The organism is Georgenia sp. AZ-5 (genome assembly GCF_043952095.1).
In the GTDB taxonomy this organism is placed as follows: domain Bacteria; phylum Actinomycetota; class Actinomycetes; order Actinomycetales; family Actinomycetaceae; genus Georgenia.
This window is the reverse complement of record NZ_JBINOU010000001.1, coordinates 2,975,097-2,995,521: the sequence shown is the minus strand read 5'-3', so window position 1 is coordinate 2,995,521 and position 20,425 is coordinate 2,975,097. Positions and strand designations below refer to the sequence as shown.

Below are 20,425 nucleotides of genomic sequence, written 5' to 3'. Positions count from 1 at the left end.
CTTCACCTCTTGCTCGCCGGCGCGCTCAGCCAGTGCCGCTCGGCCTCTGTCCGCACGGCCGGGGCCACCGCCTCGGCGACGCGGCGGTCGAACACGCCGGGGATGACGAAGGCGGCGTTGGGCTCCTCGGTGCTGACGACCTCGGCGATCGCCACGGCGGCGACCACGGTGCTCGTGGCCAGCTGCGAGGCGGGCACGTCGACACGCAGCGTGATCGTGTAGCCAGGGCTGAGAGTCACCATGGCCGCCTCACCTCTTCGTTGATGCCGAGGGACCTCTTGACAACCCAGCATCACGCACGAGTACCTTGATGTAAACGGCTACAGAAAACGGTTCCTACAGCACGGACAGCGGGGTCCGCCCAGGCGCACGAAGCGGGAGAGAACCTTGGCCTACAGTCTCGAAGTGCAAGACGTCCACGTGCAGTTCCGGCAGAACGTCATCATCGACGGCCTCTCGCTGAACATCGACAACGACGAGTTCGTGAGCATCGTCGGCACGTCCGGGTGCGGCAAGACGACGTTGCTCCGGGCGATCGGCGGTCTGCTGCCGCAGGCACGAGTCAGGCGGATGCGGCTCCACGACGCACCGTTGCGGACCCCGGAGCCCCGCGTCGCCATGGTGTTCCAGCACTTCGGGCTCTTCCCGTGGAAGACGGTCGAGGAGAACATCCGCTACGGGCTCGAGGTTCAGGGGCGCAGGGACGAGCACGGCAGGATCGACCAGCTCCTCCAGATCATGAACCTGCAGGACGCGCGGACCAAGTACCCCTATCAGCTCTCCGGCGGCATGAAGCAGCGTGTGGGCATCGCTCGGGCACTGTGCCTGGAGCCGGAGCTGCTGCTCCTCGACGAGCCGCTGAGCGCCGTCGACGCCATCACGCGCGAGGTCATGCAGCGTGAGGTCCTCGGGATCATCGAGCGCGAGACCAGGACGGCGATCCTCGTCACGCACGACCTGGACGAAGCGATCATCATGTCCGATCGCATCATCGTGCTCGGCGGGCCGCCCGCCCACGTGGTGCTGGACACCCGGGTCCCGATCGAGCGACCACGAAACCTCGCCGGTGTCCGAAGTCATCCCGCGTATCTCCCGCTGCGTAACCAGCTGTGGGACAGCCTTCAAACAGGACGAACGACATGACTGCTCACTCTCAACCACAGGCAGCACAGGACCCGCTCGCACAGGTGCCTCCCGACCGGGAGATCAAGGCGCGGCGACGGCTGACCCTGGGCACGCAGACCAAGGGGCAGAAGCGGTTCATCCGGTACGCGTCCCTCCTGGTCATCCTTGTCGCCTGGGAGCTGTACGGGCGCAACGTCAACCCGATCGTCTTCACCTACCCGACGGCGATCGCGCAGGCGTTCGTCGACATGATCCGGGACGGGACGCTGATCTCCGCCCTGATCGACACGGTGGTCGTACTGGCGATCGGGTCGGCCATCGGAGTCGTCGTCGGGATCGCCGTCGGCCTGCTCGCCGGCCGCAGCGAGACGGTCAAGCAGATCATCGACATCCCGGTCAACGCTCTCTACGCGCTCCCCGCCGTCGCCCTGATCCCCGTCATCGTGCTGTGGTTCGGGTTCGGGGACCAGGCCAAGATCTTCGTCGTCACCTTCTTCGTCTTCTTCCCCGTCATCATCAACACGATGCGCGGTGTGGAGGAGGTCTCCCCGGAGCTGCTCGAGGTGACCCGGTCGTTCTGCTCGAGCGAACGGCGCGTGTGGGTGGACCTACTCCTGCCGGCCGCGTTGCCGTACATCTTCACGGGCGTCCGTCTCGCCATCGGGCGTGGTCTGGTGGGCGTGATCGTGGCGGAGTTCTTCACCGCCATCTCCGGCCTCGGCAACCTCATCGTCACGAACTCCAACACGTTCCAGACGGCACGGGTCTTCGTCCCGATCGTCATCCTCTCGCTCATCGGCGTCGTCCTGACGGCGGCCCTCGGCGCCGTCGAGAAGGTTCTGGCGCCGTGGCGGCGGGACCAGTGATCGCCCCCCAGCCGTACCTGTCCGTCCGGACAGGCCGGTGAAGCTCCGAAGTGAGGTGCTTGACATGAACGCCCTCCCAGCACGTGGAAGAGCCCGGATCGGTGCCGGCGTCGTCGCGGCCTGCGTGGCGCTGGCCGCATGCGGCGGCCAGCAGGAAGCCGACGGTGGTGGCGGCCCCGCAGCCGAGGATGGCGGCACCACCACCCTCCGGCTGGCGCTGCCGACCTCGGCGACGAGCTTTGCCAACGCCGACGTCGTCATCGCCGACGAGATGGGGTACTTCGAGGAGGAAGGGATCTCCATCGACATCTCGAACCTGCGGTCTGGCTCCTCGGTGACGACCGGGGTGGTCGGTGGAGACTTCGAGGTCGGAGGCGCAAGTATCGAGCCAGTCATCAACGCCTTCGCCGGCGGTGGGGACATTCGCGTGATCGGCGGTTACACCGACCGGCTCGAGGTGGAGATGGTCGTGCCCGAGGACGTCCAGGCCGTCGAGGACCTGCGCGGGCGGCCGTTGGGCATCCAGGAGATCGGCGCGTTCCGCGAGGTGATGACCCGGATGGTGCTGGAGAGCGGCGGCCTGACGCCCGACGACGTGCAGTACGTCTCAACCAACGCCAACGCCTACGTCTCCGCGCTGGTGCAGGGGCAGATCTCCTCGGCGGTCCTGCATCCCGAGCAGGCCATCCAGGCCCAGCAGGAGGACCCGAGCCTGCACAGCCTCGTGAACCTCTACGAGGTCGAGCCCGACTACTTCTACGGCGCGTACTTCGTCCCGGCCGACTGGCTGGAGCAGAACTCGGAGGTCGCCCAGGGCTTCGTCCAGGCCATCACGCGGGCGCACCGGACCATGTACGAGGACAAGGACGCCGTCGTCCCCCTCATCGCCACCGCGACGGGCTTCGACGAGGGCATCATCAGCGAGGCCTACGAGGTCTACATGAACGAGGTCCAGGCGTTCCCGGTCAACGAGGGGCTCGAGGAGGACCGGCTGCAGTACACCCTGGACCGCATGGCGGCGATGGGGACCCTGCGCGAGGGGGACCCGCCGGACGTCAACGCACTCGTCGACCGGGAGCCCATCACCGCGGCGGTCGAGGAGCTCGGCCGGGAGCCGGAACGCCAGTGACGTCGAGCGCGCCGGCACGGGCCTGAGTGACGCGCGGAGGGCGGCCATGGCGGAGACCAGCGTTCGGACCAGGTCGCCGCTCGGCATCGTGGCCGACGACTACACCGGGGCCATCGACGTCGGCAGCGTGCTCCGGGAGCTGGGCCATGCGGTGGAGCTGTACTTCGGGCCGCCGCGCGGGAAGACGCCTCCGCCCTCGGTGGACGTGCTCGTTGTCGCTCTCAAGAGCCGCTCGGCCGAGGCGGCCGTGGCGGTGCGCCAGTCCCTGGAGGCGGCCCGGTGGCTGCGTGAGCAGGGCGCCGCGCAGCTGTACCTGAAGTACAGCTCGACCTTCGACTCCACCGATGTGGGCAACATCGGTCCGGTCATGGACACGGTCACCGAGCATCTGCGCGCGGACGGTGTGGCGGGTGACCATCCGGTGCTCGTCTGCCCCGCGGTGCCGGCCTACGACCGCACCGTCTACCAGGGGTACCTGTTCGTCGGTGACCGGCTGATGTCGGAGGCGTCGGAAGGCCGGCATCCCCTCACACCGAAGCGGGACGCCAACGTCGTACGGCTGCTCGGCCGGCAGAGCGGCAGGCGCGTCGGGCTCCTGCCGTGGCAGCACGTCTCCCGGGGGACCGAGGCGGCGGCCCGGGCGCTTCGGGCGCTGCACGAGCAGGGCGTGGACTACGTCGTGGCCGACGCACTCGACGTGTCCGAGCTGGACACGCTCGGCGCGCTCGCGCGAGGGCACGATCTCGTCACCGGAGCCGCGGGACTCGCCGCCGGGCTCATGGGCGCCGTGGACCACCCAGACGTTCCGGCCGCCGCTCCCGACGGCGACCTCGTGGGTGTGGTCCTGTCCGGGAGCTGCACCGAGGCGACGCAGGAGCAGGTGCGCCGGTTCGAGCATCACCGACCGGCCTTCCATTTCCTCCCCACCATGGTCGCCGACGGCCGCGCGGTCGTGGCAGAGGCGCTCGAGTTCGCCCGCGCGAACCTTCCCAGCGGCCCGGTGGCGATCAGCGCGACGGCGCCGCCCTACATCGTCCGTCAGCAGCAGGAGGCCCTGGGGCGCGAGAGAGCGGCACGGCTCGTCGAGGATGCGTTGGCAGACGTCGCCGCCGGCCTCGTCGGGTTCGGCGTGCGAAAGCTGGTGGTCGCGGGCGGAGAGACCTCCGGCGCGGTGGTGGAGCGGTGCGGCATCAGCCGCGTGACGATCGGAAAGTCGGTGTCCCCAGGGGTGGCGTGGGTGCGCGCGGAGGAGCCGCAGCCCGTGTGGCTCCTTCTGAAGTCGGGGCCACTCGGTGACCGGGACCTGTTCACTCGTGTCCTGGTCGACGCCGCCGGTCGGGCCTGATGTGGCAATACAGCTTCACTCGTGTCCTGGTCGACGCCGCCGGTCGGGCCTGATGTGGCAATACAGCGACGCGATGAAGGAGGAGAAACGGATGGCATCGATGAAGCATGAGGCGCAGGTGAGTACGCCTGAGGGACTCGAGATCACCGGACCGGTGCTGGACCGGTACGAGGAGATCCTCACGCCGGAGGCGCTGGAACTCATCGCCCGGTTGCACCGAGAGCTCGGTGGGCGGCGCCTGGAGCTGTTGGAGGCGCGTCGCCGACGGGTGGCGGCGCTGGCCGACGGGGCGACGCTGGACTTCCTGCCCCAGACGGCGCCCATCCGTGACGACGACGGCTGGCGGGTGGCGCCGCCGGCGCCGGGGCTGGTGGACCGGCGGGTGGAGATCACCGGCCCCACCGACCGCAAGATGACCGTCAACGCCCTGAACTCGGGCGCGAAGGTGTGGCTGGCCGACTTCGAGGACGCCAACACCCCGCGCTGGGAATCCGTCGTGGGTGGCCAGCTCAACCTGCTCGACGCGATCAACCGTGCCATCGACTTCACCGCCGAGACCGGCAAGACCTACGCCCTCAAGCCCGACGAGGAGCTTTCCACCATCGTCGTGCGCCCGCGCGGCTGGCACCTGCCCGAGAAGCACATCCTCGTCGACGGTGAGCGGACCTCCGGGTCGCTGGTGGACTTCGCCCTGTACCTGGCCACCGCCGGGCGGCGGCAGCTGGAGAAGGGCCTGGGTCCGTACTTCTACCTGCCCAAGATGGAGTCGCACCTGGAGGCGCGGCTGTGGAACGACGCCTTCCTCCTCGCGCAGGAGTTCCTCGGCATCCCGCGCGGCACCATCCGGGCCACGGTGCTGATCGAGACGTACCCCGCAGCCTTCGAGATGGAGGAGATCCTGTACGAGCTGCGTGAGCACTCCGCCGGGCTCAACGCGGGCCGGTGGGACTTCATGTTCTCGGTCATCAAGTGCTTCCGCACCCGGGGCAGGGAGTTCCTGCTGCCCGACCGCAACGCCGTGACGATGACCGTGCCGTTCATGCGCGGCTACACCGAGCTGCTCGTGCGCACCTGCCACAAGCGGGGCGCCCACGCCATCGGCGGGATGGCGGCCTTCATCCCCAGCAAGGACCCGGAGGTCAACGCCGCCGCGTTCGCCAAGGTCCGTGCCGACAAGGAGCGCGAGGCAGGGGACGGCTTCGACGGCTCGTGGGTGGCCCACCCCGGCATGGTCGAGCTGTGCAACGAGGTCTTCACGGGCGTGCTGGGGGACCGGCCCAACCAGCTCGACAGGCTCCGCGAGGACGTCCACGTCACCGCCGCCCAGCTCCTCGACGTCGCCTCCACCCCCGGGGAGGTGACCGAGGCGGGCCTGCGCAACAACATCTCCGTGGGGATCCAGTACCTCGCCGCCTGGCTCCGTGGCCAGGGCGCCGTGGCGATCTTCAACCTCATGGAGGACGCCGCGACGGCGGAGATCTCCCGCTCGCAGGTGTGGCAGTGGTTGCACAACGACGTCACCCTCGCCGACACCGGCCACACGGTCACCCGTGAGCTCATCGACCGGATCGTCGAGGAGGAGATCGCCAAGCTTCCCGGCGACGCCGGAGCGTACGAGGAGGCCCGCAGGGTGTTCCTCGAGGTGGCCGTCGCCGACGAGTACGCCGACTTCCTGACCCTGCCGGCCTACGAGCACATGCCGTGACGGGTCAGGTCCTCACGCGGACCCGCGCCCCCGGGAGACGGCGCGGCACGCACGCGGTCGCCGAGCTGCCTCCAGCCCTCCTGGCGGTCGTGCCGTCAGGAGACCAGGAAGCTCACGACCGCCACGAGGCCGATGACCACGATGATGGCGCGGTAGACGAGCTCGGGGATGCGCCGCCCCGCCCGGCCGCCGACCTGCCCGCCGAGGATGGCGCCGAGCGCGATGACGCCGGCCGCCGGCCACGCGACCTCGCTGACGGTCACGAACACGACTGCTGCGGCACCGTTGGCGGCCGCGCCCAGGACGTTCTTGACCGCGTTCGCCTTGTGCAGGCTGCCGGGCAGGGCGATGGACAGGATCGAGATGAGGAGGACGCCCTGGGCGGCGCCGAAGTAGCCGCCGTAGACGCCGGTCAGCCCGGTGGCCGTCAGCAGCCCGGGGCTGACCACGCGGCTCGCGCCGCGCCGGGCGCGCCGCTCGGCGCTCCAGCGCTTGATGCGGGGCCCGGCGACCACGAGGACGAGCGCCAGGATGATCAGCGAGGGCACGATGCCGTCGAAGACCTCCGCCGGCAGGAGCAGCAGGAGGACGGCGCCGGCGGCGCCGCCGACGGCGGCCGCCAGCGCCAGCGGCAGCGCCGTGCGCCAGTAGCCCCGCAGCTCGGCACGGTAGGCGACCGAGCCGCTGACGCTGCCCGGCAGCACCCCGAGGTTGTTGGTCACGTTCGCGAGCACCGGCGGGTAGCCCAGGGCCAGCAGGGCCGGGAACGTCACGAGGGACCCGGAGCCCACGACGGTGTTGATGGTCCCGGCGGCCGTGCCGGCCACGAGCAGGATCAGGATCTCGGCGATGTCCAAGGGGGCAAGGTCTCCGGGCTCGGGGCCGCGGGCGCGGCCGGACCCGGACATTCTGCCGTGCCGCCGCGCCCGGCACGCCGAGGCGCGCTGCGCGGCGGACGAGGCGGTGAGCCGCGGCTCCGGCTACCGGGGCGGCCGGCGCAGCTCGGTGTACTTGGCGTTGGAGCCGCGGGCGAGCACGGCGGGGTACTTCCTGGCGTTCTTCTCCAGCTTGGCGGCCACCGCCGCGTCGAGGTCGACCCCCAGCGCCTCGGCGAGCTGGAGCAGGTACGTCAGCACGTCGGCGATCTCGTCCTCGAGGGCCTCCCGCCCGGCGGGCTCCCGGGCCAGCGCGAGCAGCTCGGCGTCGGTGCGCCACTGCATCACCTCGGCGAGCTCGCCCACCTCGCCCACCAGCGCCAGCATGAGGTTGCGCGGGGTGTGGAACTGCTGCCAGTCGCGCTCGTCGGTGAAGCGGCGGAGCTGGCCCTGCACGGCACGGGTGTCCATGCGCCCATGATGGGCCAGGCGCGCCCGCCGTCGTGCGCCCGTCCCTCACACGGCGGCCAGGACCCGCTCCAGGCTGCGCCACACCGCCTTGTCCAGGGCCGCGTAGCCGCCGGTCACCGTGCGGAGCATGTTGCGCTGCGCCCGCGAGCTCCGCGCCGGGCTCGCGTGGTGCTCGTAGGTGTTGACGGCCTGGAGCACGGCGTGCGCCGTCCCGCCCCACGGCGCCACCCGCTTGTCGTGCGCGTACAGCCCCGCCAGCGCCTGCCGCTTCTTCTCCGCCAGGGCGGTCGCCCGCTTGCCCAGCGGCGCGCCCCGCAGGTCGGTCATGGGCACCCAGGAGTCGAGGAACCGGCCCCACGTGGCCCTGTCGACGTCGATGCGGCACAGCCGCGCCACCTCCGCCGCGAACGCGTCCGCCGTCGTGTGCACCATGGCCAGCGCGCGGCGCGCATCGTCCAGCCGCAGGTGCGAGCTGCGCGCGTGGCGGATCTTCAGATCCTGCCCCCGCTCGCGCAGCGCGGCGTCTCTCGTGTTGTCGCACACCACGTCGGTCACGGTGCGCTTGTAGGTGGTGCTCAGGGAGCCGTCGAGGGTGGTGGTGGCGAGCAGGTTGGGCCGGAACTCCACCCCCTCGGGCGTGGTCACGGACTCGGGCACGCTGACCTCCACCCACGCGATCGCTCCGCCGCGCAGCAGCCCGGCCGAGCTGATCGACAGGTCGTCGTCGAGGATGTTGCCCAGCGACGTGAGCAGGTACTCGGCGTACTGGTGGGGCACGTAGGCGTCGGTGAACACCCCCAGCACCGCGCCGTCCGCGCGGTCGGAGCGGACGATGCCCTGCCGCCCGGGCACGCGCTGCCACCGCATGGGGGCGCCCTCGGGGCTGAGGTGGGTCATCTTGCGGGGGTCCGCCGGCCGCTCGACGGCGATCGCCCGGGACTCCGCACGCCAGCCGAAGAGACGGCGGGCGACGTCGTCGACGGGGATGGCACCGGGGTAGTGGTTCGGCTCCTCGCCCTGCAGCTCGGCGCGGTAGTGCCAGGCCGTGCCCCGGTGGGCGGTGTGGCCGATCAGCGTGCTCGTGTTCAGGGTTTCCAGGGTCTCTCGCGACATGATCGCCTCCTTGGCCGCAGCCAAGCGCCTGCCACCCACGCGCGGCGCCAGCGGGTGTGGATCCGGGGCACGGGCGGCGGCTGTGGACGGGGAGGTCTCCCGCGGAGAATGGCCTGATGTGCCGTTCGCGGACGAAACGGTACATCAGGCCATTCTGGGCGGAGTCAGGCTCCCGGTCCGGCCGTGGTGCGCCCGCCACAGGCGGACCCGGGCCGCCACCGACTCCGGCGCAGGCGTCACCGCGGGTGAACGTGCGATGGACGCCCGATAACGAACCGGTCGTGGGGTGTGTGATTCGGGTCGTCGACCCGTGGTCGGTGGGAGCATGCCAGCGTGACCCACCTGCATGACCCGTCGGCGTCGGCCGCGGACGTCCTCGTCGCCGAGGGCCTGGTGCGCCGGTTCGGGGACCTCACCGCCGTCGACGGCATCTCCTTCCGCATCGCACCGGGGGAGACCTACGGCCTCCTGGGGCCGAACGGCGCGGGCAAGACGACCACCATCAGCATGATCGCCGGCCTGCTCGCACCCGGCGCCGGCACCGTGACCGTCGCGGGCGAGACCATGCGGCCCGACGCCATCGCGGTCAAGCGGCGGATCGGCCTGGTTCCCCAGGACCTCGCGATCTATCCCGAGCTCACCGGTCGGGAGAACCTCGCGTTCTTCGGGAGGCTCCAGGGCATGACCGGCAAGGACCTCGCCCGGCGCATCGACGAGGTGCTCGAGCTGATCGGCCTGGCGGACCGCGCCAAGGACGCCACCAAGGAGTACTCGGGCGGGATGAAGCGCCGCCTCAACATCGGCGTGGGCCTGCTGCACCAGCCGACGCTGCTCATCCTGGACGAGCCCACCGTCGGCGTGGACCCGCAGTCCCGCAACGCCATCCTGGAGTCCGTCGAGGCGCTGTCGGTCGAGGGCATGGCTGTCCTGTACACCACGCACTACATGGAGGAGGCCGAGCGCCTCTGCGACCGCATCGCGATCGTGGACTCCGGCCGGCTCCAGGCCGAGGGCACGCGCGACGAGCTGATCCGCCTGACCGGGGGGCTCGACCACATCCGGCTCACCGGGGCGGGCGACACCGCCGCCGCCGCGACGGCGCTGCAGGGGCTGCCCGCCGTGGAGCGCGTGGACGTGGACCGGCGCACGCTCACCCTGACCGTGCACGACGCGCCCACCGCCGTCGCCGCCGTGGTCACCGGCGCCACCTCCGCGGGCATGTCCCTGAGCGACGTCGAGATCACCCGCCCGGACCTCGAGTCGGTCTTCCTGCAGCTCACCGGGAAGGCGCTGCGCGACTGACATGCGCCAGATCCTCACCATGACCGCCTCGGACCTGCGCCAGCGGGTCCGCGACAAGTCGGTCCTCATCTTCGCGATCGTCGTCCCGCTGGGGCTGATGTTCGTCTTCAACCTCGCCTTCGGCGGCGCCGAGGACGTCGAGCTGGACCCGGTCACCGTCGCCGCCTCCGTCCCGGCCGACGACCCGGTCGCCGCAGTCCTGGTGGACTCGCTCACCGGCGTGCCGGGCCTGGACGTCACCGTCGAGCGTGTGCCCGAGGGCGAGGTCACGGAGCTGGCGCGCAGCGGCGAGGCGGCACTCGGGATGGTCGTCCCCGCCGGCTTCGGCGACGCGGCGACCGCCGGGCAGCCGGCCACCGTCCGCCTCGTCGAGGGGGACGGTGCCGGGGTCGAGACCGACGTGCTCGTCTCGGTCGTCCAGGGCGTCCTCGACCAGCTCACCGCCGGCGCCGTCGCGGCGCGGGCGGGGGCGGCGGCCGGGCTGGCGCCGCAGCGGCTGGGCGTGGTCGCCGAGCAGGCCGCGACGCCCACGGGTGCGCTCACCGTCGTCGAGGGCGAGGCCTCGCGCGAGCAGCTGTCCTCCTCCGGCGCGCTGGTGGCGGGACAGGCCGGCCTCTTCCTGCTCTTCACCGTCGGCTTCGGGGTGCTCGCCCTGGTCGCCGAGCGGGACCAGGGCACGATGGCGCGGCTGCTGTCCATGCCGCTGCGGCGCGGCAGCATCGTCGCGGCCAAGGCGCTGGTCAGCTTCGTCCTCGGCGTGGTCGCGACCGCGGTGCTGCTGACGGCCGGCGGGGCGTTCTTCGGCGAGAGCTTCGGCTCGCCGGTGGCGGTCGCGGCGCTCATCGTGTGCGTCGTCGCGGCGGCGACGTCGCTGATGTTCGTCATCGCCCGGCTGGCGCGGACCGCCGAGCAGGCGAACATCCTGCAGTCGATCCTGGCCGTCGTCCTGGGCGTGGCCGGCGGGGCCTTCTTCCCGGTCTCCGGCTCCGGCCTGGCCGCGCAGCTGCTGGACCTCAACCCCGTCGCGGCGTTCATCCGCGGCCTCGGTATCACCTCGGCGGGGGGCGGCCTGACCGACATCGGCGTGCCCGTCGTCATCATGCTGGGCTTCGCGGTGGTGTGCTGGGCGCTGTCCCGGCTCCTGCCGGACCGGGGGGCCGCCGCGTGAGGGCGATCGTCACGTTCGCGGGCGTCGAGCTGCGGCGGTTCCTGCGCGACCGGTCCAACATCTTCTTCGTCCTGATCTTCCCCCTGCTGCTGGTGGTGCTCATCGGCTCCCAGTTCGGCGGCGACGGCTCCCAGGGCCGCGCGGCCGTGGGCGGCGCCGACTCCGGGCTGCGCGCCGAGCTGGTGCGGGCGCTGGAGGACGACGGCGTCGACGTCACCCTGCTGAGTCCGGAGGACGTGCGGGAGCAGCTGGCGCGCGGGCGCACCGACGTCGGCCTGCTCGTGCCCGACGACGCCGCCCGGGCCTACACCGAGGGCGAGCCCGCGCAGGTGCAGGTCATCGCCGGCACCGGGGCGAACGCACCGGCCACCGTGCAGCACGTGCGCGTTGCCGTGCAGGCCGTGGCGGCCGCGGAGGGCCAGGTGGCCGCGCTCGTGGCCGCCGGCCTGACGGAGGAGCAGGCACGCGCCGCGCTGGCGGACGCGGCGGGGTCCGTGACGGCGCCGCAGGTGGAGGTCACCGACGTCGACGAGGTCGCGCAGGAGTTCTCGGGTCTCGGCCAGTTCGACCTCGGCGCCACCACGATGACGCTGCTGTTCGTCTTCCTCACGTCGCTGACCGGCTCGGCGACCCTCATCCAGGCGCGCCGCCACGGCGTCGTCTCACGGGCCCTCAGCGCGCCGGTGTCCACCGCGCAGGTGATCGGCGGGCAGGCGCTCGGCCGGTTCGTCATCGCCGGGTTCCAGGGCGCCTACATCATGGCCGGCACGTCCCTGCTGTTCGGCGTGCGGTGGGGGAACATCGCCCTCGCGGTCGTCATCCTGGCGCTGTTCGCCGCCGTCTCCGCCGCCTCGGCGATGGTGATCGGCTCGGTGATGGACAACGACGGCGCGGCGAGCGGCGTGGGCGTGGGGGCCGGGCTCATCCTCGCCGCGCTGGGCGGCTGCATGATGCCGCTGGAGATCTTCCCCGACACGCTGCGGACGGTCGCGCACGTCACCCCGCACGCCTGGGCGTACGAGGCGTTCGCCGAGATCCAGCGCCACGACGGGTCCTTCGCCGAGATCCTGCCGCAGCTCGGCGTGCTGGCCGCCATGGGGGCGGCGCTGCTGGTGCTGGGCGCCTGGCTGCTGCGCCGCAGCCTCGCCCGCGCGCTCTGATCCCCTCACCCCGCGAGATGTCATCTTCTCCCCGAGACCCGGCCCGCTGTGGCGAGATGTGGCGGAGAAGATGACATGTCGCGGAGGGGATGCGCCGGTGGGCCGGGGGAGCGTCAGCCCTCCAGGCGGCGTGCCGCGTCCGCCTGGAGGGCCACCCACGCGTTGACGCGCGCGGCCGGGTCGTCGAGGGAGCGGCCCAGCGCCTCCTCGATCTCCGCCACCCGGTGGCGCACCGTGTTGCGGTGCACCGCGAGCTCGGCTGCCACCCGCCCGCGCGAGCCGTGGTGGCGCAGGAACGAGCGCAGCGTGGTGAGCAGGTCCGGCCGGTCGGCCAGCGGAGCGAGGAAGGAGTCCGCGAACGCGGCGGCCGCGTCGTCACCGACCAGCGCCAGCACGCCGTCGTCGACCAGGTCGTCCCACAGCACCAGCGGGAGCGCCTCGGTGGTCTGCGCCAGGGCGTACCCGGCGGTGGTCGCGCCCCGTCCGCCGTCGTCGAGGCCGACCGCGGCGCCGACCCCCGCCCGCAGCCCCAGCGCCGCCAGGCGCGCGGCCGCGCGCTCGACGCGGGCGGGAGCGTCGGCCAGCCGCAGCGTCACCCCGGTGCGCGCGGCGAGCAGCACGGCGTCGCCGGGCCCCTCGAGAGCGGCGAGCGCGTCGTCGAGGAGGTCCACCGGCCCGGACGCCTCGGCCACCCGCACCAGCGCCGGCAGCGCGGCCGGGCCGGGGCGGTCCTCGGCCGCGGCCAGCACGACGGCGGCGGTGCGCCCGTCCCCGCCGAGCAGCAGCTCGAGCGCGCGGGCGCGGATGCGCCGGTCGGTCGCGCGCCGGTCGTGGCGCCGCTCGGCGTCCAGGCCCAGCAGCGCCACGGCGGTGGTGACGGCGCTGCGCTGGCCGTCGTCGAGGGCGTGCGGGGCCCACACCGCCAGGTAGCTCTCGGGGCGGGCGGTCAGGCCGACGGGCTGGATGAGGCACGTGTGCGAGCCGTGCCCCACCGTGGCGGACGCCCGCAGCCCCTGCGGCCGGATCCGCGCGACCTCCGCGGCCAGGTCGAGGCCGGCCGGGGGAGCGGCGCCCATGGGGGCGCCCGCGGGCTCGCCGTCGGCCGTCAGCACGGCGGCGCCGCCGCCCAGGTGCCCCGCCAGCGTGCGCAGGACGGCGGCCGGGTCGCCCCGGCGGGCCGCCGCCTCGGTGAGCTCGCGCTGCATGGTCACGGCCCGGCGGGCGGCCGCCTCCTCCCGCTCGTGGAGCAGGCTGGCGGTGAGCCGGCTGATGGCCACGAAGGTGGTGCGCCGGGGCACCTCGAACAGGTTGACCTCGCGCGCCCGGCAGGCACGCAGGAGCCCGGCCGGGACCTCGGGGTGCGTCAGCCCGGTGCCCAGCCCCACGGCCGCGACCCCGACGGCGGCCACCCGGGCCACGTACGCGTCCCACTCGGCGTCCCACCCGCGGGCGCCGAGGCCCGTGGTCAGCAGCACCTCCCCGCCCTCGAGGAAGGGGCTGGGGTCGGCGAGCTCGCTCGTCGCCACCCACCGGACCGGCTCGCCCGGCCGGGGCACGTGCAGGCCGCGCAGCGCCAGCGCGGGCAGGGCCAGGACGTCCCTCACCGCCACCATGGACGACACTCTTGCACAACGACGCGGTTCAGATTGTGCAGGTATGCCGTTTCAACGGCGGCACCCCGGCCCCTAGCGTGAGCAGCACCACGCCCGCCCGGGCGCGGGTCGCCGTCCAGGAGCCGCACATGTCTCTCCTCACCCCCGCCGCCGTCGGCGGCCCCGCCCTGGCGCAGGAGCGCCGCCTGGTCACGGAGATCCCGGGGCCCCGCTCCCGCGAGCTCGCCGAGCGCCGGCGCGGCTCGGTCGCCGGCGGCGTGAGCACCACGATGCCCGTCTTCGCGGCCGCGGCCGGCGGCGGCGTCGTCGTCGACGTCGACGGCAACTCCCTCATCGACCTCGGCTCGGGCATCGCCGTGACCACCGTGGGCAACGCCGCCCCGCGCCTGGTGGAGGCCGTGAGCGCGCAGCTGGCCGCGTTCACCCACACCTGCTTCATGGTCACCCCCTACGAGGGCTACGTGGCCGTGGCCGAGCGGCTCAACGCCCTGACCCCCGGCGACCACGAGAAGCGCACCGCGCTGTTCAGCTCCGGCGCCGAGGCCGTGGAGAACGCGATCAAGATCGCCCGCGCGTACACCAGGAAGAACGCCGTCGTCGCGTTCGACCACGCCTACCACGGCCGCACCAACCTCACCATGGCCCTCACGGCCAAGAACCAGCCGTACAAGTCCGGCTTCGGCCCGTTCGCCCCCGAGGTCTACCGGGCGCCGCTGTCCTACCCCTACCGCGACGGGCTCTCCGGCGCCGCGGCCGCCGAGCGCGCCATCTCGGCCATCGAGAAGCAGGTCGGCGCGGAGAACCTCGCCGCCATCGTCATCGAGCCGATCCAGGGCGAGGGCGGCTTCATCGTCCCCGCCGAGGGCTTCCTGCCCGCGCTGGTCGAGTGGGCGCGCGCGAACGACGTCGTCTTCATCGCCGACGAGGTGCAGAGCGGGATCGCGCGCACCGGAGCCTGGTACGCCAGCGACCACGAGGGCATCGTGCCGGACCTGGTCACCACGGCGAAGGGCGTCGCCGGCGGCCTGCCGCTCTCCGCCGTCACCGGCCGCGCCGAGATCATGGACGCCGCCCACGCCGGCGGCCTCGGCGGCACCTACGGCGGCAACCCGCTCGCCTGCGCCGCCGCGCTGGCCACCCTGGAGACGATCGAGCAGGAGAACCTGATCGAGCGCGCCACGGCCATCGGCGAGCTCGTGACCGGCCGGCTCGGCGCCCTGCAGCAGCGGGACGCCCGCGTGGGCGAGGTCCGCGGCCGCGGCGCGATGATCGCCCTCGAGCTGGTCGACCCGGCCACGCAGGAGCCCGACGCCGCGCTGGCCAAGGCCGTGGCGGGCGCCGCCCAATCCGAGGGCGTGATCGTCCTGACCTGCGGCACCTACGGCAACGTGCTGCGCCTCCTCCCGCCCCTGTCCATCCCCGAGGAGCTCCTCGCCGAGGGCCTCGACGTGCTGGACCGTGCCTTCGAGGTGATCAAGTGACCACCGTGACGACCGACTCGACGGCGACGTCCGCCACCCCGCTGGCCGACGCCCGCGCCCAGCTCGCCGAGGCCGCGGGCGTGCTGGGCCTGCCCGAGGGCCTGCACCGCATGCTCGCCACCCCGCGGCGGGAGGTGACGGTCTCCATCCCGCTGCGCCGCGACGACGGCAGCCAGGACCTGTTCATCGGCCACCGCGTCCAGCACAACTTCTCCCGCGGCCCCGCCAAAGGCGGCATCCGCTACAGCCCGAACGTGGACCTCGACGAGGTCCGCGCGCTGGCGATGTGGATGACCTGGAAGTGCGCCCTGCTCGACGTGCCCTACGGCGGCGCCAAGGGCGGGGTGCGCATCGACCCGCGCAGCTACTCGCAGGCCGAGCTCGAGCGCGTCACCCGCCGGTTCACCTCCGAGATCCTCCCGGTCATCGGCCCGGAGCGCGACATCCCCGCCCCGGACATCGGCACCGACGAGCAGACCATGGCCTGGATGATGGACACCTACTCCGTCAACCGCGGCCACACCGTGCTCGGCGTCGTCACCGGCAAGCCGGTCTCGCTCGGCGGGTCGCTCGGCCGGGCCAGCTCGACCTCGCGCGGCGTGGTGGACGTGGCCCTCGCGGCGCTGGAGTCGCGCGGCCTGAAGCCGGCGACGACGACCGCGGCCGTGCAGGGCTTCGGCAAGGTCGGCCGCGGCGCCGCCCGGTTCCTCGCCGAGGCCGGCGTGACGGTCACGGCCGTGTCGGACCAGTACGGGGCGGTGGCCAGCCCCTCCGGGCTGGACGTTCCGGCGCTCGAGGCGCACGTGGACGCCACCGGCTCCGTGGTCGGCTTCGCCGGCGGCGACGAGCTGGACGGCGCGGAGCTGCTCGAGCTCGACGTGGACCTGCTGGTCCCCGCCGCCGTCGAGGGCGTGCTGACGCGCGACAACGCCCCGCGGGTCCGCGCCAAGGTCGTCGTCGAGGGCGCCAACGGACCCACGACGCCGGACGCCGACGCGATCATGGCCGGCAATGACGTCCTCGTGGTGCCGGACATCCTGGCCAACGCCGGCGGCGTCGTCGTCAGCTACTTCGAGTGGGTCCAGGCCAACCAGGCCTACTGGTGGACCGAGCCCGAGGTGGAGGCCCGGCTCAAGCAGCGCATGCTCGGCGCCTGGGAGGCGGTCAGCGACTACGCAACCCAGCGCGAGCTGTCGCTCCGCACGGCGGCCACCGCCATGGCGGTCGAGCGCGTGGCGTCCGCCCACACCCAGCGCGGCCTGTACCCGTGACCGTCTCGGGCGCGTCGCCGCCCGGGCCCGCCACCCCTCGGCCGACCCCGCCGCCCGAGACCGCCCGCCCGGCCATCCGGCCGGGGCCCCAGCACGCGCGGCGGCCGATGCCCGGCCGCCGCGCGGACCCAGGAGGACCGGAATGAGCAGCACCCTGACCCCCGCCGCGGCGAGCACCGACCTGCGCGGCTACGTCGACGCCCTCGCGCCCCGCCAGGGCGTGTGGATCGACGGCCGCGGCTCCGCGGCGCAGGCCGGCGCCACCTTCGCCGTGCTCGACCCGGCGACCGGTTCGGAGATCACCGACGTCGCCGACGGCCAGGTGCCCGACGCCGTCGCCGCCGTGGACGCCGCCGCCCGCGCCCTGCCCGGCTGGGCCGCCACCGCCCCGCGCGAGCGCTCGGAGGTGCTGCGCCGCGCGTTCGCGCTCATGATCGCCGGCACCGAGCAGCTCGCCGCGCTGATGTCGTGGGAGAACGGCAAGTCCCTCGCCGACGCGCGCACCGAGGTGACGTACGCCGCCGAGTTCTTCCGCTGGTTCGCCGAGGAGGCCGTGCGCACCGAGGGCGAGTTCGGCTCGTCCCCGGCCGGCGGCACCCGCACCGTGGTGACCCACAAGCCGGTGGGTGTCGCCGCGCTGGTCACCCCGTGGAACTTTCCCGCCGCCATGGCCACCCGCAAGATCGCCCCAGCGCTGGCCGCAGGCTGCACGGTCGTGCTCAAGCCGGCCGGTGAGACCCCGCTCACCGCCCTCGCCGTGGCCAGGATCCTCGCCGAGGCCGGCGTGCCCGACGGCGTCGTCAACGTCGTGCCGACCACCGACTCCGCCGCCGTGGTCACCGCCTGGCTCGAGGACCCCCGGGTCCGCAAGATCTCCTTCACGGGCTCCACCCCGGTCGGCCGGGTCCTGCTCAGGCAGGCCGCCGACCGCGTGATCAACGCCTCCATGGAGCTCGGCGGCAACGCCCCGTTCGTGGTCGCGGCGGACGCGGACGTCGACGCCGCCGTCGCCGGCGCCATGATCGCCAAGCTGCGCAACGGCGGGCAGGCCTGCACCGCCGCCAACCGCCTCTACGTCCACGAGGACGTCGTGGAGGAGTTCACCGAGAAGTTCGGATCCGCCGTCGCCGCGCTCAAGGTGGGCCCGGCGTTCGCGGAGGGGACCGAGATCGGCCCGCTCGTCTCCGCCAGGGCGCTCGACGGCGTCACGCGGGTCGTCGACGCCGCCGTCGCCGCCGGGGCCCGCGTCAGCCACCGCGCCCAGCTGCCCGCCGGCCTTACCGGGTACTTCTACGCCCCCACCGTCCTGCGCGACGTGCCCGCCGACGCCGAGATCCTGCGCACCGAGATCTTCGGACCCGTAGCGCCGATCGTCACCTGGCGCGACGACGCCGAGCTGCTGGGCCTGGTCAACGGCACCGAGTTCGGGCTCGCGGCGTACGTGTACTCCCGCGACCTGAAGTGGGCCCTGCAGACCGCCGAGAAGATCGAGGCCGGCATGGTCGGCGTCAACCGGGGCACCGTGTCGGACCCGGCCACCCCCTTCGGCGGCGTCAAGCAGTCCGGCCTCGGCCGCGAGGGCGCCCGCGAGGGCATCCGCGAGTTCCAGGAGACCCAGTACTTCAGCATCGACTGGAGCTGACCCCAATCCCGTGCCCCCGCGACATGTCATCTCTTCCCCGACATGTCATCTCTCCCCGACATGTCATCTCTCCCCGACATGTCATCTCGTCCCCGACATGTCACCGCCGACCGGCCTCGGCCGCGGCACGACCTGCCGCGGGCGACGCCGAACGGCGGCCGTCCCCGCACCCGGGGACGGCCGCCGTCGTGCCTCCCACCCGCGTCGTCGGGCGGCGTCCCCCACCGCGCCGCCCGGCCGCTACTGTTCGGCCAGGAGCGAGGGAGGTCGGATGACATCGGCGCCAGAGGTGTGGGCCGGCGGGCGGGTCTCGCCGCGGGCCGCGTGCGTGCTCGGCCCCAACGCGGGGGTCATGACCCTGGACGGGACCAACACGTGGGTGCTGCGCGAGCCCGGCGCCGCGCGGGCCGTCGTGGTTGACCCCGGCCCGCTCGACGGGGAACACCTCGACCGGGTCCTGCTCGAGGCGGGCGACGGCGGCGTCGCCGTCATCCTCCTCACCCACCACCACCTCGACCACGCCGAGTCGGCCGCCCGCCTCGCCGAGCTGACCGGCGCCCCGGTGCGCGGCGGCGGGCACGGGCCCGCGCTGGAGGACGGCGAGCGGGTCGAGGTCGACGGCCTGCGCGTGCGCGTGGCCGCCACGCCCGGTCACACGGCGGACTCCGTCTGCCTGCACGTGCCGCAGGACCGCCTGCTGCTGACCGGCGACACGCTGCTCGGCCGCGGCTCCACCATCGTGCCGTGGCCCGAGGGCGACCTCCGTGCCTATCTCAGCAGCCTGGACCGTCTGCTCGACCTCACGGCCCGGGAGGGCTTGCGCCGCGTCGGCCCGGGTCACGGGCCCGTGCTGAGCGACCCGGCCGCCGCGCTCACCGAGGCGCGGGAGCACCGCCTGCAGCGGCTCGCCGAGATCGGGCGCCTCCTCGACGCCGGCACCCGGGACGTCGACGCCGTCGTCCGCGCCGTCTACGGGCCGGTGGAGGGTCGCCGGCTCTGGGCGTGCCGCTCGATCGTCCGCTCGCAGCTGGCCTACCTCGGCGTGGACGTCGCCGGCTGAGCTTCCGGCCTACCTCGGCGTGGACGGCTCCTGCTGGGCCGCCAGCAGCTCACGCACCCGGGGCGCGACCCTGGTGCCGTACAGCTCGATGCTGCGCAGCAGCGCCTCGTGCGGCATCGTGCCGTTGCTGTACTTCAGGTCGAACCGCGAGAGCCCCAGCGTGCGCACCGCCGACGCGATCTTGGCGGCCACCGTCTCCGGCGAGCCGACGAAGATGGCGCCCTCCGGCCCGGCCTCCGCCTCGAACCGCGCGCGGCTGGGCGGCGGCCAGCCGCGCTCGCGCCCGATGCGCTCCTGCATCGCGGCGTAGTGCGGCCACAGCTCGTCCCGCGCCTGCTCGTCGGTGTCGGCGACATGGCCGGGGGAGTGGGCGCCGACCGGCTGGGCGTCCTTGCCGAGCTGGTCCAGGGCCCGGTGGTAGAGGTCGACGAACGGGCGGAAACGGGCCGGCTCGCCGCCGATGATCGCCAGCATGAGGGGCAGACCGTGCCGGGCGGCGCGGACCACGGACTGCGGGCTGCCGCCCACGCCGACCCAGGTGCGCAGCGCACCGGCAGCGGTGTACGGGTAGACCTTCTGGTCGTGCAGCGGCGGACGGGTCCGGCCGGACCAGGTCACGGCACCCTCGGTGCGCAGCCGCGCGAACAGGTCGAGTTTCTCCTCGAAGAGGAGCTCGTAGTCCTCGAGGTCGTAGCCGAAGAGCGGGAACGACTCGATGAAGGATCCCCGCCCGAGGATCACCTCCGCCCGGCCGTCCGAGACCGCGTCCAGCGTGGCGAAGCGCTGGTACACGCGCACCGGGTCGTCGGAGCTGAGCACGGTGACGGCGGAGCCCAGGTGGATGCTCCTGGTCCGGCCGGCGATGGCGGCCAGGACGACGTCGGGCGCCGAGACGGCGAAGTCAGGCCGGTGGTGCTCGCCGATCCCGATGAAGTCCAGGCCCACCTCGTCCGCCAGCACCGCCTGGTCGACGACGTTGCGGATGACCACCGGGTGGGACAGCGGCGTCCCGTCCGCGCCGAAGGTCACGTCGCCGAACGTGTCCAGCCCGAGCTCGAGCCGCTGTGCCATGTCAGTCCTCCCCGTGTGCCGCGCTGCC

Annotated in this window: 18 protein-coding genes; 12 read left to right on the top strand and 6 right to left on the bottom strand. The window is 73.2% G+C overall.

The window, feature by feature from the left end; translation table 11 throughout:
- Window positions 1-2: 2 nt before the first annotated feature.
- On the bottom strand, window positions 3-242 hold the full coding sequence (locus ACF0H8_RS14010; RefSeq protein WP_395289512.1) for a hypothetical protein: 240 nt from the start codon (window positions 240-242) through the stop codon (window positions 3-5).
- A 163-nt stretch (window positions 243-405) separates the two neighbouring features.
- On the opposite strand from ACF0H8_RS14010, the gene ACF0H8_RS14005 reads away from it, so the two are divergent.
- From ACF0H8_RS14005 to aceB, 5 genes are all read left to right on the top strand, one after another.
- Window positions 406-1,143 (top strand): ABC transporter ATP-binding protein, encoded by a 738-nt coding sequence (locus tag ACF0H8_RS14005; RefSeq protein ID WP_395289511.1) that lies wholly within the window; start codon window positions 406-408, stop codon window positions 1,141-1,143.
- On the top strand, window positions 1,140-1,991 hold the full coding sequence (locus tag ACF0H8_RS14000; protein ID WP_395289510.1) for an ABC transporter permease: 852 nt from the start codon (window positions 1,140-1,142) through the stop codon (window positions 1,989-1,991). Before ACF0H8_RS14005 ends, ACF0H8_RS14000 begins: the two co-directional genes overlap by 4 nt.
- Before the next feature lie 64 nt (window positions 1,992-2,055).
- Entirely contained in the window at window positions 2,056-3,120 is a 1,065-nt protein-coding gene (locus ACF0H8_RS13995) for an ABC transporter substrate-binding protein (protein ID WP_395289509.1), read from the top strand.
- 46 nt (window positions 3,121-3,166) lie between these two features.
- On the top strand, window positions 3,167-4,465 hold the full coding sequence (otnK, locus tag ACF0H8_RS13990; RefSeq protein ID WP_395289508.1) for a 3-oxo-tetronate kinase: 1,299 nt from the start codon (window positions 3,167-3,169) through the stop codon (window positions 4,463-4,465).
- 91 nt (window positions 4,466-4,556) lie between these two features.
- The gene (aceB, locus tag ACF0H8_RS13985) at window positions 4,557-6,170 is read left to right on the top strand and encodes a malate synthase A (protein ID WP_395289507.1); all 1,614 of its coding nucleotides are present in this window, start codon (window positions 4,557-4,559) and stop codon (window positions 6,168-6,170) included.
- A gap of 95 nt (window positions 6,171-6,265) precedes the next feature.
- Here aceB and ACF0H8_RS13980 read toward each other — a convergent pair whose 3' ends face one another.
- The 3 genes from ACF0H8_RS13980 to ACF0H8_RS13970 all read right to left on the bottom strand — a co-directional run bounded on the left by ACF0H8_RS13980 (window position 6,266) and on the right by ACF0H8_RS13970 (window position 8,629).
- The gene (locus tag ACF0H8_RS13980) at window positions 6,266-7,027 is read right to left on the bottom strand and encodes a sulfite exporter TauE/SafE family protein (RefSeq protein ID WP_395289506.1); all 762 of its coding nucleotides are present in this window, start codon (window positions 7,025-7,027) and stop codon (window positions 6,266-6,268) included.
- A gap of 123 nt (window positions 7,028-7,150) precedes the next feature.
- Window positions 7,151-7,516 carry a nucleotide pyrophosphohydrolase gene (locus ACF0H8_RS13975; protein WP_395289505.1) on the bottom strand — a complete coding sequence of 122 codons (366 nt, stop codon included), beginning with the start codon at window positions 7,514-7,516 and terminating at the stop codon, window positions 7,151-7,153.
- A 45-nt stretch (window positions 7,517-7,561) separates the two neighbouring features.
- Window positions 7,562-8,629, bottom strand: coding sequence for a DUF932 domain-containing protein (locus ACF0H8_RS13970; RefSeq protein ID WP_395289504.1), 1,068 nt, complete (start codon window positions 8,627-8,629; stop codon window positions 7,562-7,564).
- A gap of 333 nt (window positions 8,630-8,962) precedes the next feature.
- Here ACF0H8_RS13970 and ACF0H8_RS13965 point away from each other — a divergent pair, with 333 nt between their 5' ends.
- The 3 genes from ACF0H8_RS13965 to ACF0H8_RS13955 are packed head-to-tail and all read left to right on the top strand — an operon-like array spanning window position 8,963 to window position 12,259.
- Window positions 8,963-9,931, top strand: coding sequence for an ABC transporter ATP-binding protein (locus ACF0H8_RS13965; protein WP_395289503.1), 969 nt, complete (start codon window positions 8,963-8,965; stop codon window positions 9,929-9,931).
- Window position 9,932: 1 nt separating this feature from the next.
- Window positions 9,933-11,099 carry an ABC transporter permease gene (locus ACF0H8_RS13960; RefSeq protein WP_395289502.1) on the top strand — a complete coding sequence of 389 codons (1,167 nt, stop codon included), beginning with the start codon at window positions 9,933-9,935 and terminating at the stop codon, window positions 11,097-11,099.
- Window positions 11,096-12,259 carry an ABC transporter permease gene (locus ACF0H8_RS13955; RefSeq protein ID WP_395289501.1) on the top strand — a complete coding sequence of 388 codons (1,164 nt, stop codon included), beginning with the start codon at window positions 11,096-11,098 and terminating at the stop codon, window positions 12,257-12,259. The genes ACF0H8_RS13960 and ACF0H8_RS13955 overlap by 4 nt, the downstream gene beginning before the upstream one ends.
- A gap of 113 nt (window positions 12,260-12,372) precedes the next feature.
- On the opposite strand, the gene ACF0H8_RS13950 is transcribed toward ACF0H8_RS13955, so the two are convergent.
- On the bottom strand, window positions 12,373-13,872 hold the full coding sequence (locus ACF0H8_RS13950) for a PucR family transcriptional regulator ligand-binding domain-containing protein (RefSeq protein ID WP_395289500.1): 1,500 nt from the start codon (window positions 13,870-13,872) through the stop codon (window positions 12,373-12,375).
- 128 nt (window positions 13,873-14,000) lie between these two features.
- Here ACF0H8_RS13950 and gabT point away from each other — a divergent pair, with 128 nt between their 5' ends.
- The 4 genes from gabT to ACF0H8_RS13930 all read left to right on the top strand — a co-directional run bounded on the left by gabT (window position 14,001) and on the right by ACF0H8_RS13930 (window position 19,326).
- The gene (gabT, locus tag ACF0H8_RS13945) at window positions 14,001-15,353 is read left to right on the top strand and encodes a 4-aminobutyrate--2-oxoglutarate transaminase (RefSeq protein ID WP_395290893.1); all 1,353 of its coding nucleotides are present in this window, start codon (window positions 14,001-14,003) and stop codon (window positions 15,351-15,353) included.
- The gene (locus ACF0H8_RS13940) at window positions 15,350-16,624 is read left to right on the top strand and encodes a Glu/Leu/Phe/Val dehydrogenase (RefSeq protein ID WP_395289499.1); all 1,275 of its coding nucleotides are present in this window, start codon (window positions 15,350-15,352) and stop codon (window positions 16,622-16,624) included. The genes gabT and ACF0H8_RS13940 overlap by 4 nt, the downstream gene beginning before the upstream one ends.
- 142 nt (window positions 16,625-16,766) lie before the next feature.
- Entirely contained in the window at window positions 16,767-18,266 is a 1,500-nt protein-coding gene (locus ACF0H8_RS13935) for an aldehyde dehydrogenase family protein (protein WP_395289498.1), read from the top strand.
- 271 nt (window positions 18,267-18,537) lie between these two features.
- Complete coding sequence (locus tag ACF0H8_RS13930; RefSeq protein WP_395289497.1) at window positions 18,538-19,326, top strand: MBL fold metallo-hydrolase; 789 nt, start codon at window positions 18,538-18,540, stop codon at window positions 19,324-19,326.
- Between the two features lie 9 nt (window positions 19,327-19,335).
- On the opposite strand, the gene ACF0H8_RS13925 is transcribed toward ACF0H8_RS13930, so the two are convergent.
- Entirely contained in the window at window positions 19,336-20,397 is a 1,062-nt protein-coding gene (locus tag ACF0H8_RS13925) for an LLM class flavin-dependent oxidoreductase (protein WP_395289496.1), read from the bottom strand.
- Window positions 20,398-20,425 lie beyond the last annotated feature (28 nt).

Coding starts and splice junctions, on each gene's coding strand:
- ACF0H8_RS14010 (WP_395289512.1), bottom strand. CDS start 242: ATGGTGACTCTCAGCCCTGGCTACACGATCACGCTGCGTGTCGACGTG.
- ACF0H8_RS14000 (WP_395289510.1), top strand. CDS start 1,140: ATGACTGCTCACTCTCAACCACAGGCAGCACAGGACCCGCTCGCACAG.
- ACF0H8_RS13995 (WP_395289509.1), top strand. CDS start 2,056: ATGAACGCCCTCCCAGCACGTGGAAGAGCCCGGATCGGTGCCGGCGTC.
- otnK (WP_395289508.1), top strand. CDS start 3,167: ATGGCGGAGACCAGCGTTCGGACCAGGTCGCCGCTCGGCATCGTGGCC.
- aceB (WP_395289507.1), top strand. CDS start 4,557: ATGGCATCGATGAAGCATGAGGCGCAGGTGAGTACGCCTGAGGGACTC.
- ACF0H8_RS13975 (WP_395289505.1), bottom strand. CDS start 7,516: ATGGACACCCGTGCCGTGCAGGGCCAGCTCCGCCGCTTCACCGACGAG.
- ACF0H8_RS13970 (WP_395289504.1), bottom strand. CDS start 8,629: ATGTCGCGAGAGACCCTGGAAACCCTGAACACGAGCACGCTGATCGGC.
- ACF0H8_RS13960 (WP_395289502.1), top strand. CDS start 9,933: ATGCGCCAGATCCTCACCATGACCGCCTCGGACCTGCGCCAGCGGGTC.
- ACF0H8_RS13950 (WP_395289500.1), bottom strand. CDS start 13,872: ATGGTGGCGGTGAGGGACGTCCTGGCCCTGCCCGCGCTGGCGCTGCGC.
- gabT (WP_395290893.1), top strand. CDS start 14,001: ATGTCTCTCCTCACCCCCGCCGCCGTCGGCGGCCCCGCCCTGGCGCAG.
- ACF0H8_RS13935 (WP_395289498.1), top strand. CDS start 16,767: ATGAGCAGCACCCTGACCCCCGCCGCGGCGAGCACCGACCTGCGCGGC.
- ACF0H8_RS13930 (WP_395289497.1), top strand. CDS start 18,538: ATGACATCGGCGCCAGAGGTGTGGGCCGGCGGGCGGGTCTCGCCGCGG.
- ACF0H8_RS13925 (WP_395289496.1), bottom strand. CDS start 20,397: ATGGCACAGCGGCTCGAGCTCGGGCTGGACACGTTCGGCGACGTGACC.